Genomic DNA, 11,388 nt, shown 5'->3' with positions numbered 1-11,388 from the left:
TTCACCATCGTCAACATCTACTTCCCGGGCCTGCACTCCTACGCCGGCCTCCCCGGGTAGGGCAGCGGCGAACCATACCGGTGAGGCCCAGCCCTGCCGGGAGGCGGATCCGGACCGGCCGCAGCGCTGAACGCTCGGCCGCGGACCGAGCGCCGCGGCCATGGCGCAGAAGCCCGGCCCGAGGAAGTCCAGGTTCGTCAACCCGGTGTCGCAGGGGTGTTCCCTGGACTTCGGCACCAAGCGGCGCCGCTGGCCTTGTCGAGTCTCGGTAGGAGTTAGTGCTTGTGTGCGAGGAATCGCATGACGTGGCCGGCCCAACCGGTACGGATGGAGACGTCGAGGCCTACATGTCGCGCGGTGGCAGCCAGGTCGGCAGGGGCCACGAGCTGGTGAGGTGATCGATCGACCAGGTGAAGCAATGTGGCGGTTGGGGAGGCCGTCAGGTCATAGCCGATCAGCATGCCCCCTGGCTTGAGCACCCGAGCGGCTTCCGCTACCGCCGCCTTCCAGTTCACCACGTGATGCAGCATCAGGAAGCTGAGCACAACGTCGAACGAAGATTCCGCGAAGGGAAGGGCCGTGGAATCCGCCTGCTGTACCGTCAGGCGTGGGCTTGTCGGGAAGCGTCTGCGTGCCGTGGCGACCATGCGTTCATCGATGTCGGTCAGCGTCAATCGCATCCCCGGGGACCGCTGCAGCAGGGCTGCTGCCATCTGGCCGCTGCCAGCACCAAGCTCGAGCACGTCGCCGCCGAGGTCTTGCCCTCCAAGGCTCCAGGGCACGATGATGTCGCGGGCGAAACGTCCCCAGAGGGCACTGCGGCAGAATGCCGTTTCGATTCCGGACATCTTGGGCATGGGCAATCTCCAGCATGGGCGATCTGCAGGGCCGGGGCCCCCGACACTATCCGGCCTCCCCATCGGGGGGAAGGCCAGGACCGCCAGGTGCGTTGGGGACAGGCCATGCTGGGAACGCCTTCGTCCGTGGCGGTGGGGTCCGCCGGGCGCGCTTGGTGGTGTGCCGTCCTCGCGCTCACTCTGGACCTCCCCGCGCTGGTCGCGGACTGCGGGGCTGAGGTCGGCGATCCCGTACCGGAGTCCCGCTGATGAAAGCGCTAAGGAGTGTTCATGACGGAAAGCCGCCTGTGGTTGCTGTGCGATGCTCGCGCCGCCCACCGCCAGGGCAGGGCGGGGCTCGACCGGCGCCGGCACGAGCGCCTTGTCGAGATGGTCTCCTTCGCCCGTGCCCGGTCGCCCTTCTATCGCCGGCTCTACCAGCACCTACCCGAGCAGCTCACGGATCCGGTGCTGTTGCCGGTCACGGGCAAGGCCGAGCTGATGCGCCACTTCGATGACTGGGTGACCGATCGGGCCGTCACCCTGTCCGCCGCGCGGGCGTTCGTCGAGGACCCTGCCCTGGTGGGCGAGAAGTTCCTCGGCCGCTACACGGTGGGAACCACCTCCGGAACCACGGGCACCCGGGGCATCTTCCTGTGGGACGAGCGGTCCCTCGCGGTGACCACCGCCCTGTTGGCGCGGTTACTCGGTACGTGGCTCACTCCCGCCGATGTGCTCCGGATGCTCGCCCGCGGCGGGCGCATCGCCATGGTCAACGCCACCGGGGGCCACTACGCCTCCGCCGCCGCGGCCGCCGCGCTGCGCAAGAACCGGTGGGGCAGCGACCGGATCGGGGTGTTCGGCGTGCACACCCCCATGGCGCAGCTGGTCGCCGGGCTCAACGACTTCCGCCCGGCCATCCTCGCCCCATACGCCACGATGGGCGCGCTACTGGCCGCCGAGCAGCGCGCCGGCCGTCTGCACATCAACCCGGCTCTGGTCGTGCTCTCCGCCGAGGCCCTGCCGGAGGGGGAGTACGACAGGATCGCCGCGACGTTCAACGCCAAGGTCCGCCAGGGCTACGCCGCCACCGAGTGCCCCTTCCTCACCTACAGCTGCCAGCACGGGTGGCTCCACGTCAACAGCGACTGGGTGCTTCTGGAATCGGTCGACGCCGATCACCGCCCGGTCCCACCCGGCCAACCCTCGCACACCACCTTGCTCAGCAACCTCGCCAACAAGGTCCAGCCGATCCTGCGCTACGACCTCGGCGACGCCGTCTTCGTCCGGCCCGATCCCTGTCCGTGTGGGGACCCGCTGCCCGCCATCCGGGTGCGGGGCCGCACCGCCGACCTGCTCACCTTCCACACTCCCGCCGGCGAGCCGGTGGTGCTCACGTCATTGACCGTGACCGCCTGGGTCGACCGCGTTCCCGGCGTGGAGCTGGTCCAACTGGTGCACACCGCCCCCACACACCTCGAGGTCCGGATGCAGTTCTCGGCCGGAACCGACCCGGAACGCCTCTGGCAAGCGGTGCACACCGAGATCCGGCGCCTGCTGGTGGACCACGGGCTCGGCCACGTCACCGTGGCCCGCGGCGACGGGCCGCCACAGCCCACACCGGGTGGCAAGTTCCGCGCGGTCATCCCGCTTCCGTGACCGGCCGTAACTGTCGAAGCCGTTGGCAACTGCGCAGCCCGTGCACACCCCGCCCTGGTCACCCCGCCGAATCCGACCTGGAGGCGGCCGCTCTCATGGGGTACGAGGTGGTGTCCACTCTGCGTATTTCCCCGGCGGCCGGGCCTGCGGTCGGTGAAGGGGGAACGCAAAGGCGGCCGGTGCCGGTTCCCGCCGGGTGACCCGTCGTGTCGGCCCGCCGCCGGGAGGAACCCGCGGCGCGCGACTCGATGGCGCTGGTCGGGCAGATCGCCGCAGCGGATCTGCCGGCCCTTGTTCTTCTCACGGGATGAACTGAAGCCCGACGAAGAACCACAGGCGCCGGCACTGGGCGGTGGGATTCGACGACGTGCCAGTTCAGTCGTGGCGCACGGTGAAGTGCGAGGAGAACGGGCTCAGCGTGCCGGGCAGCTGGCCGGTGTCCAGCGGTTCCTGGGCCGTGAAGTCGTGTTGGCGCAGCAATTCACCCAGCACCAGGGACGAGGTCAGCAGCACCACGTTGCGGCCCGGGCACATGCCGGGGCCGGCACTGAAGGGCACCAGCGGCCAGGCATTGTCATCGCGCTCCTGAAGCCACAGCTCGGGGCTGAAGCGGTGGGCTTGGGGCAGGGTCTGGTCGTCGCGGTGGAAGAACGGGGCGTAGATGACCAGCGCGGTGTCCGGCGGCAGGGTCCCGTTGCGCCAGTGCGTCGTCGCGGTGCTATCGCGCAGGATCAGGGGGGTGGTGGGCCACAGCCGCAGGGACTCCAGCACGGTGGCGCGCAGGAACGGCAGATCGGGAGCGTGGGCCACCTCCGAGCGTGCCGTCCCGGTGGCGCCTGGATGATTGGTGAGCAGGGCCAGGGCCCGGAATGTGGCCCAGGCCTCGGCGTCGAAGGCGAAGAGCCACTGCGGGACCTGCTGGTGGGGGACGGCCTCGTCGGGGGCCGGGGTCTGCGCGACCAGGGCGGCCAGACTGCCGGGCTCGGCCAGTTCGATGTAGTGCTGCAGTCGGCGCAGGAACCGCTCGCGCAGGCGGCGGTTCTGCGGCATGAGGTAGGAGAAGTTGCCGCGGGCGCGCAACCGGCGCAGGTCGTCGGTGACCTGGTCGTCGTCGCGGGCGCTGGCGCCGAGCACGATGCGCCGGACCATGCGCGCCCACATCACCGCGAAGGACTCCCAGTCCAGGGTGCCGGTGAAGTCCACGTGGCCGCCCAGCGTGGAGACCTCTTCGGTGATGACAGCCTTCATCGCCTCGGCATGACTGTGGACGGGGCGCGGGGTTTCTAGGATCTGCTCGTTGAACGGTCGGCGTGAGAGCCGTTGCTGCGGGGTCGAGACGAGGGAGCCGGCCGGCTCGAAGTGGTTCAGCGCCCCGCGCTTTTCTAGCGTGGCCGGCGAGAAGGGGGTGGGGCTGTCGTTGAGAACACGGCGCACATCAGCGGGATCCAGCAGTAGCGCGATCCGGCGGCCGGGGATCCGCAGCTGGACCGGGCCGGCGCCGTAGCGGGACCGTAGGCGCTGCATTTCGGCGACGCCGGCGGCATCGGCATCGAGGCGTTCGGCCAGGCCGACGGCTGCCGGTCTGCGCACGATCGGCCCCTTGACCACCGGGCCCAGGAGCACCCGGGTCAGAACGCGGAGATGGTCTACCGCTCCCAGGGTCGGCACTTCTGCTTCATCGCCGATCGGCGTCGCACCAGGCATGCCACCAACCTGTCACACCGGCCTCACCCCCGCCAAGACCAGCGTGTTCTCTCGTCCGGTGCCGGCGGGCTGGCGCCGTGGGGTTGCAGCCACTGCAGGCGGCAGGGTTGTCCGGGTGGCGTTTACTGCGGGGTGTCGGCGGTGTCCCGGTCGGGGCTCGTGGCGGTCAGCAGGACCGCGGCCGCTGCGCCGCCGACGATGAAGATGTCCGCGACGTTGCCGATGAACCAGTTCCCGTATGCGAGGAAGTCCACCACGTGGCCTTGCCCGAACGACGGGGGGCGCAGGAGCCGGTCGCCCAGGTGGGAGGTCACCGCGCCGCCGAGGCACCCGACCAGAAGGGCCCAGGACACGGTGCGGACCCGGAGGGAGAACCAGATCGCCGCGGCGACCGCCACCGCCGAGATGACGGTGAAGATCCAGGTCGAGGTGGCCCCCAACGAGAACGCCGCCCCGGGGTTGTAGGCCAACTGAAGCCCGAGCAGGTCACCCAAGACCGGGACTCGCTCACCCGTGGACAGGCTGTTCTCCGCCCACCACTTGGTCACCTGGTCCAGGACCACTACGCCGGCCCCGGTCGCAATGGTCAAGAGCACCAGGGGGTACCTGCGCCGGTGGTTCATTCGTGTCCTTTCGCGATGCGCCCGTTTCCCGGCGCCTCAGTGGATCTGCTGACCCCGGCGCGACCTGTGAAATCGCTGGCAGGTACCGGATGGACCGGACAGGTCGGGTCTCACCGGGCCTGGGCGTCTCTGTCCCGCAGGCACGGTAGGAGCTCATCCCGTGGTGGCGGGTTGGGCTTGCCGGTCGGTGAGGGGTTCCAGGGCGGTGCGTCGGGTGGTGGCCGCACGCAGGCCGTTGCCGATGACGATGACCTCGGCGACCTCGTGCACCAGGACCACGGCGGCCAGGCCGAGCATGCCGGTGATGGCCAACGGCAGCAGCACTCCGATGATCAGCAGCGACAGGACGATGTTCTGGTTCATGATGGCCCGGCCGCGGCGGGCGTGGGCCAAGGCCTGGGGGATCAGGCGCAGATCGTGACCGGTGAAGGCCACGTCCGCGGACTCGATGGCCGCGTCCGAGCCGGTGGCGCCCATGGCGATGCCGACCTCGGCGGCGGCCAGGGCGGGGGCGTCGTTGATGCCGTCCCCGATCATCGCGGTGGGCCGGGTGCCGGTCAGCTGACCGACGGCGGCGGCCTTGTCCTCGGGGCGCAGCTCGGCGCGCACGTCGTCGATGCCGGCCTGGTCGGCGATCGCCCGGGCGGTGCGGGCGTTGTCCCCGGTGAGCATGGTCAGGCCGATGCCCTGGCCGGTCAGGGTGGTCACGACGGTGGGGACCTCAGGGCGCAGTTCGTCACGGACCCCGATGGCCCCGGCGACCGCCCCGTCGCGGTGGATGATGACCACGGTCATGCCCTGGTCCTCCAGCCCCTGGACCTGGGCCGCCAGGGGGCCGGGGGCCAGCCAGCGGGGGCTGCCGACCGTGATCGTGGCCCCGTCCAGGCGGCCGGTGATCCCGTGCCCGGCGGTCTCGGTGACGCCCTCGGCCGCGGGCGTGTCCGGGGTGGCGGCGGTGATGGCCGCGGCCAACGGGTGGGTGCTGTGCTGTTCCAGTGCCGCGGCCCAGCCCAGCACTTGGTCCTCGGTGAGGCCGGGGGTGGTGAGCACGGCGGTGACGGTGGGCTGGTTGCGGGTCAGGGTCCCGGTCTTGTCCACGGCCAGGTGGCGGATCCCGCCGAGGCGCTCGAAGGCGGCCCCGGATTTGATGACCACCCCGAACCGGCTGGCCGCGCCGATCGCCGAGACCACGGTGACCGGCACCGCGATGGCCAGCGCGCAGGGCGAGGCGGCCACCAACACCACCAGGGCGCGGGTGATCCACAGTTCCGGGTCCCCGAGCAGGGACCCGAGGGCCGCGACGAGCACGGCCAGGATGAGCACCCCGGGCACCAGGGGCTTCGCGATCCGGTCGGCCAGGCGGGCCCGGGCGCCCTTCTCGGTCTGGGCCTGTTCGACCAGGTGCACGATGGTGGTCAGGGAGTTGTCGGTGCCGGCGGCGGTGGCGTCGATCTCCAGGGCCCCGGAGGTGTTGATCGACCCGGCCGAGACGGTGTCTCCCGGGCCGACCTCGACCGGGATGGACTCGCCGGTGATCGCCGAGGTGTCCAGGGAACTGCGCCCGGTACGCACGATCCCGTCGGTGGCGATGCGTTCCCCGGGCCGGACCACGAGCACCTGCCCGGGATGCAGGTCCTTGGCCTCGACCTGCACCGTGGCCCCACCCTGGCGGATGGTCGCGGTCTCGGGCACGAGCTTGAGCAGGGCGCGCAGCCCGGCCCGGGCCCGGTCCATGGCCTTGTCTTCCAGGGCCTCGGCGATGGAGTACAAGAACGCCAGGGCGGCGGCCTCCTCGATGTAGCCCAGGATCACCGCGCCGATGGCGCTGATCGTCATCAGCAGCCCGATCCCGAGCCGGCCCCGGGTGAACAGCCCGCGCAGCGCCCCGGGCACGAAGGTCCAGGCGCCCAGCACCAGCCCGACCCAGAACACCACCGTGGCCACCAAACCGGCCCCCGACCATTCCAGGACCAGCCCGGCGATAAACGCCACCCCGGAGAGCACCGGGAGCAGGATGGCCGCATCCCGCCACCACGGCCGGTGCTCTTCGGGCTCCTCGGGTGCACCGGGGGTCGGGGCCTCGCAGCCGCAGGCCGAACTCATGAGGCCACCTGCCCCGTGTCGCAGCACCCGGGCACCGGGCAGCCCGGGTCCAGGCAGGGGGCGGAGGCATCCACGGCGAGGGTCACCTCGAGCAGGGCGCTCAGCGCCCGGGCCAGGTGCGCATCGACGATCGCGTACCGGGTGCGGCGGCCCTGGTGTTCGGCGGCCACGATCCCGCAGTCCCGCAGGCAAGCCAGGTGGTTGGACACGTTCGATCGGGTCAGCCCCAGGGCCTGGGCCAGTTCGGCCGGGTACCCGGGGCCCTCCAGCAGGTTCAGCAGGATACGGGACCGGGTGGGGTCGGCCATCGCCCGACCCAGCCGGTTCATCACGTCTAACCGTGTCGCAATCGTCAGCATACGGTGAACTATACAGCCTGTGCTGTAGTGTCTTGCGGGGGTTTCGCCCGGACCGGCTGGCCCCGACCCGTTGACCCTGTGAGGACTCTCCGTGACTGCCCGTTGCCGCCGCGCCTGCCCGTATCGCCCCTACCGGGGTCGGGGAGGGCGGGCATGAGTCTGGGTGGGTTCTTCGCCGAGATGGTCCAGTCCGGGGCGCTGCTGGTCGCGATGCCGCTCGCCGCGATCGCCGGACTGGTGTCCTTCCTCTCCCCGTGCATCCTTCCACTGGTGCCCGGCTACCTGGGCTATGTCTCCGGGCTGGCCGACCCGCGGCGGGCGGACAATCGGCGCCGGGTGATGACTGGGGTGGGACTGTTCATCCTGGGCTTCGCCGCGGTCTTCACTTTCTACGGGGCCGCCTTCGGGGTGATCGGCGGGTGGCTGCTGCAATGGCAGGACGCGCTGATCCGGGCCCTGGGGGTGTTCGTGGTCCTGATGGGCCTGGTCCTCATTGGCTGGCTGCCCTTCTTGCAGAACACCCGGCGGATGTCCTTCCAACCCAAGACCGGGATCGTCGGGGCCCCGCTGCTCGGAGTGGTCTTCGGCCTGGGGTGGACTCCGTGCATGGGGCCCACCCTCAGTGCCGTGCTGGCGTTGAGCACCACCACCGGGGACCCCTGGCGCGGGGCCCTGCTGGGTTTCCTCTACTGCCTCGGGCTGGGGATCCCCTTCGTCCTGGTGGCGATGGGCCTGGACTGGGTCACCCGCACCCTGGGCTTCGTCCGCCGCCACATCCGGGCCTTTAATATCATCGGCGGGATCCTGCTGGTGCTGGTCGGGGTCCTGATGGTCACCGGGATCTGGACCCTGTGGATCTACCAGCTGCAGAACCTCGCCGGCACCTTCACCACCCCCGTCTAACCCTCCCTGCCCTGCCCCTGACTCCCGACCCCACGGATTGGACCGATCGTGACTTCCACCGACCCCACCCCGGCCAAGGCCGCCTCCGCCCCGAACCGGCAGCGCCGGGCCAAGATCATCGTCTGGGTCGTGCTGGCTGCCCTGGTGCTGGCCGGGGTGGTGGCCTTTTTCGCCGCCCGGGCCCCGTCCACCCCGGAGGCTGCCCCGGCGCAGGCCGGCCAGGCCGCGTCTTCCGGGACCGGCCAGACCGCGGCCTCGGAGGCCGCACCGGTGGTGCGCCCCGACAGCCGGGTGCTCTCCCAGGCCCCGAACGAGAAGGCCGTGCTGGTGGAGTTCCTGGACTTCGAGTGCGAGGGCTGCAAGGCCGCCCACCCGGTCGTGGAGGAACTGCGTGCCGAGTACGCCGACACGGTGACCTTCGTGCACCGGTACTTCCCGCTGCCGGGGCACCCGAACTCGATGACCGCGGCCGTGGCCGTGGAGGCCGCCGCCCAGCAGGGGGCGTACGAGGCGATGTACCAGAAGATGTTCGACACCCAGGAGCAGTGGAGCCACACCGGTCAGGACCGCAGCCCGGTGTTCCGCGGCTACGCCGAGGACCTGGGCCTGGACATGACCGCCTACGACAAGGCGGTGGCCGACCCGGCCACCCGCGCCCGCATCGAGGCCGACGTGGCCGACGGGGTCGCCCTGGGCGTGCAGGGCACCCCGACCTTCTTCCTGGACGGGCAGGTGCTCACGCTGAACACGCTCGAGCAGTTCCGCGCCGAGGTCGACGCGGCCGCGAGCAACTGAGCCGCCCCGTGCGCACGCCTGCCCCCGGCGCCGAATCGCCCATGACCACCCCCACGATCCCCACGGACCATCCCATCGAGCACCGGGTCGACACCGGGCCGGCCTCCGAGGAGGCGGGGATGCCGGTGGCTGCCCGGCACCGCCCGTTCGGTGTGGTGCTGCTGGTCACCGGGGTGGTCGGCTGGGTCGCCTCGGCGATCCTGGTCCTCGAGCGCCTGGCCCTGTACGAGAACCCCGGTCACACCACCAGCTGTGACATCAACCCGTGGGTGTCCTGCGGGCGGGTGATGGGCACCTGGCAGTCCGAGCTGTTCGGCTTCCCGAACCCGCTGATCGGGATCGTGGCCTTCGCCGTGGTGATCGCCACCGCGATGGTGGTGCTCTCCGGGGCCCGGCCCGGCCGCGGGTACTGGGCCGGGTTGCAGGCCGGGGTCACCCTGGGGATGGGGTTCGTGGCCTGGCTGTGGTTCCAGGCCCTGTACGAGATCTACATCCTGTGCCTGTACTGCATGATCGTCTGGGCGGCCATGATCCCGCTGTTCATCCTGCTCACCGCCCGCAACCTGGCCCACGGCGTGATCCCCGCCCCGCCCGGGGTGGTCCGGTTCGCGACCGGCTGGGCCGGGACCCTCATCGCCGTCGCCTACGTCGCCGTCGCCGGCTCCGTCTTCGTCCAGTTCCTGCCCGCCTTCACCGGCCTCTGACCGCGCCCGGGGGCACCACCTCGTCACTATCGACAACAGGCGCTATCATCGTCACATGACGATGATTAAAGAGCCGGGGGTGTCCCCGACGGCGGGCCTGGGGCCGGCCGCGGCCCTGTTCCACGGGTTCTCCGACCCCACCCGGCTGGCGATCCTGCGCCACCTGGCCACCGGGGAGCACAAGGTGCGCGAGCTGACTGAGCACCTCGGGCTGGCCCAGTCCACGGTCAGCGCGCACCTGGCCTGCCTGACCGGCTGCGGACTGGTGTCCTCCCGGCCGGTGGGCCGGGCCTCGCTGTACTCCCTGGCCGCCGAACCCGAGCTGCTGGAGGTGTTGGCCGCCGCCGAACGGCTGCTGACGGTCACCGGGCACGCCGTCGAGCTCTGCCCGCACTCCGGCCCCGCTGCGACCGGCGCCCTCCCGCACGACGCCGGGCACTGACGCCTACCGCTTCCCCCGGAAAGGAGGTCCCGGTCATGGGATCCCACCACCATGCCCCGACGGGGCACCGCGGGCGGCTGGCGATCGCCTTCGGCATCACCACGGCGGTGCTGCTGGCCGAGGTGGTCGGCGCGGTGCTCACCGGCAGCCTGGCCCTGCTGGTGGACGCCGCGCACATGCTCACCGACGCCGGCGGGCTGTTGATGGCCCTGCTGGCGGCCACCCTGATGGCCCGCCCGCCCACCACCCGGCGCACCTGGGGGTTCCTGCGGGCCGAGGTGCTGGCCGCCCTGGCCCAGGCCGCGGTCCTGCTGGCCGTGGGCACCTACGCCTTCATCGAGGGCCTGCAGCGCCTGTTCGCCCCACCCGAGGTCGCCTCCGGGCCCCTGCTGGCCTTCGGGATCCTGGGCCTGGTCGGCAACCTCGCCTCGCTGGCCGTGCTCGGCTCCGGCCGCGGGGCCAACCTGAACATGCGCGCCGCGTTCCTGGAGGTCCTCAACGACGCGCTGGGCTCGGTCGCGGTGATCGCCAGCGCCCTGGTCATCGCCGCCACCGGCTGGACCCGGGCCGATGCCGTGGCCGGGATGCTCATCGCCGTGCTCATCGTCCCGCGCACCCTGAAGATCCTGGGCGAGACCACCCGGATCCTGCTCGAATCCACCCCCCGAGGCCTGGATCTGGCCGAAGTGCGGACTCACCTCCAGGCGCTGCCGCACGTGGTGTCCGTGCACGACCTGCACGCCTCCCAGATCGCCACCGGGGTGCCCGTGCTCAGCGCCCACATCGTCGTGGAGGACTCCTGCTTCCACGACGGGCACGCCCCTCAGATCCTGGACCAGCTCCAGCACTGCGTCGCCGAGCACTTCGACGTCGGGGTCGACCACTCCACCTTCCAACTCGAACCCGCCGCCCACGCCCATCACGAACACCCCACCCACCACTGACCCCCGTCGGGGTCGGGGAGCACAGCGCACGATCCCGAGGGGACCCGCATGACCGCCACCACCGCCGCCCTCGCCCTGGCCCTGTACCTGGCCGGGCTGGCCGCCGCCTTCGGGGCCCGGTCCTGGATCCCCTTACGGGCATGCCATCTGGGCTGACGCCTGTGACCGAGTATTCAGTGCGCGTTGTATAGTTCAGTCCATGATGACTATTGCTTCGCGTCTCGACGTGATGAACCGCCTGGGTCGTGCACTGGCCGACCCCACTCGATCCCGGATCATCTTGACCCTGCTCGACCATCCCGCTTACCCGGCGGAG

Annotated in this window: 11 protein-coding genes and 1 pseudogene; 7 read left to right on the top strand and 5 right to left on the bottom strand. The window is 71.0% G+C overall.

Annotated elements, in window-relative coordinates; all coding sequences use genetic code 11:
- Positions 1 to 275: 275 nt before the first annotated feature.
- The gene (locus ACFI33_RS11255; protein ID WP_036334220.1) at positions 276 to 857 is read right to left on the bottom strand and encodes a class I SAM-dependent methyltransferase; all 582 of its coding nucleotides are present in this window, start codon (positions 855 to 857) and stop codon (positions 276 to 278) included.
- A gap of 270 nt (positions 858 to 1,127) precedes the next feature.
- Here ACFI33_RS11255 and ACFI33_RS11250 point away from each other — a divergent pair, with 270 nt between their 5' ends.
- Entirely contained in the window at positions 1,128 to 2,495 is a 1,368-nt protein-coding gene (locus tag ACFI33_RS11250) for a coenzyme F390 synthetase (protein WP_002854330.1), read from the top strand.
- Positions 2,496 to 2,870: 375 nt separating this feature from the next.
- Here ACFI33_RS11250 and ACFI33_RS11245 read toward each other — a convergent pair whose 3' ends face one another.
- The 4 genes from ACFI33_RS11245 to cmtR form a co-directional block, all read right to left on the bottom strand.
- The gene (locus ACFI33_RS11245) at positions 2,871 to 4,085 is read right to left on the bottom strand and encodes a cytochrome P450 (protein ID WP_158183611.1); all 1,215 of its coding nucleotides are present in this window, start codon (positions 4,083 to 4,085) and stop codon (positions 2,871 to 2,873) included.
- A gap of 236 nt (positions 4,086 to 4,321) precedes the next feature.
- Complete coding sequence (locus ACFI33_RS11240; protein ID WP_231119439.1) at positions 4,322 to 4,795, bottom strand: signal peptidase II; 474 nt, start codon at positions 4,793 to 4,795, stop codon at positions 4,322 to 4,324.
- Positions 4,796 to 4,975: 180 nt separating this feature from the next.
- The gene (locus ACFI33_RS11235) at positions 4,976 to 6,925 is read right to left on the bottom strand and encodes a heavy metal translocating P-type ATPase (protein WP_196773857.1); all 1,950 of its coding nucleotides are present in this window, start codon (positions 6,923 to 6,925) and stop codon (positions 4,976 to 4,978) included.
- Positions 6,922 to 7,284: a Cd(II)/Pb(II)-sensing metalloregulatory transcriptional regulator CmtR gene (gene cmtR, locus ACFI33_RS11230; RefSeq protein ID WP_002856933.1), complete on the bottom strand. Its 363-nt coding sequence runs from the start codon at positions 7,282 to 7,284 to the stop codon at positions 6,922 to 6,924. Before cmtR ends, ACFI33_RS11235 begins: the two co-directional genes overlap by 4 nt.
- A gap of 153 nt (positions 7,285 to 7,437) precedes the next feature.
- On the opposite strand from cmtR, the gene ACFI33_RS11225 reads away from it, so the two are divergent.
- From ACFI33_RS11225 to ACFI33_RS11200, 6 genes and pseudogenes are all read left to right on the top strand, one after another.
- Positions 7,438 to 8,187 carry a cytochrome c biogenesis CcdA family protein gene (locus ACFI33_RS11225; protein ID WP_002856941.1) on the top strand — a complete coding sequence of 250 codons (750 nt, stop codon included), beginning with the start codon at positions 7,438 to 7,440 and terminating at the stop codon, positions 8,185 to 8,187.
- Positions 8,188 to 8,235: 48 nt separating this feature from the next.
- Positions 8,236 to 8,982 (top strand): DsbA family protein, encoded by a 747-nt coding sequence (locus ACFI33_RS11220; RefSeq protein WP_002856942.1) that lies wholly within the window; start codon positions 8,236 to 8,238, stop codon positions 8,980 to 8,982.
- Positions 8,983 to 9,023: 41 nt separating this feature from the next.
- Positions 9,024 to 9,686, top strand: coding sequence for a vitamin K epoxide reductase family protein (locus ACFI33_RS11215; protein WP_002856944.1), 663 nt, complete (start codon positions 9,024 to 9,026; stop codon positions 9,684 to 9,686).
- A 55-nt stretch (positions 9,687 to 9,741) separates the two neighbouring features.
- Entirely contained in the window at positions 9,742 to 10,128 is a 387-nt protein-coding gene (locus tag ACFI33_RS11210; protein WP_036334883.1) for an ArsR/SmtB family transcription factor, read from the top strand.
- Positions 10,129 to 10,163: 35 nt separating this feature from the next.
- On the top strand, positions 10,164 to 11,072 hold the full coding sequence (locus tag ACFI33_RS11205) for a cation diffusion facilitator family transporter (RefSeq protein ID WP_078025634.1): 909 nt from the start codon (positions 10,164 to 10,166) through the stop codon (positions 11,070 to 11,072).
- 199 nt (positions 11,073 to 11,271) lie between these two features.
- Positions 11,272 to 11,388: pseudogene (locus ACFI33_RS11200) on the top strand (Cd(II)/Pb(II)-sensing metalloregulatory transcriptional regulator CmtR); the annotation flags it as partial.

The sequence above is a fragment of the Micrococcus sp. PSi08 genome (assembly GCF_054960655.1).
The sequence above is the reverse complement of the archived record's forward strand: the minus strand, read 5'-3'. Positions and strand labels throughout refer to the sequence as shown.

Coding starts and splice junctions, on each gene's coding strand:
- ACFI33_RS11215 (WP_002856944.1), top strand. CDS start 9,024: ATGACCACCCCCACGATCCCCACGGACCATCCCATCGAGCACCGGGTC.
- ACFI33_RS11235 (WP_196773857.1), bottom strand. CDS start 6,925: ATGAGTTCGGCCTGCGGCTGCGAGGCCCCGACCCCCGGTGCACCCGAG.
- ACFI33_RS11205 (WP_078025634.1), top strand. CDS start 10,164: ATGGGATCCCACCACCATGCCCCGACGGGGCACCGCGGGCGGCTGGCG.
- ACFI33_RS11250 (WP_002854330.1), top strand. CDS start 1,128: ATGACGGAAAGCCGCCTGTGGTTGCTGTGCGATGCTCGCGCCGCCCAC.
- ACFI33_RS11255 (WP_036334220.1), bottom strand. CDS start 857: ATGCCCAAGATGTCCGGAATCGAAACGGCATTCTGCCGCAGTGCCCTC.
- ACFI33_RS11225 (WP_002856941.1), top strand. CDS start 7,438: ATGAGTCTGGGTGGGTTCTTCGCCGAGATGGTCCAGTCCGGGGCGCTG.
- ACFI33_RS11210 (WP_036334883.1), top strand. CDS start 9,742: ATGACGATGATTAAAGAGCCGGGGGTGTCCCCGACGGCGGGCCTGGGG.
- cmtR (WP_002856933.1), bottom strand. CDS start 7,284: ATGCTGACGATTGCGACACGGTTAGACGTGATGAACCGGCTGGGTCGG.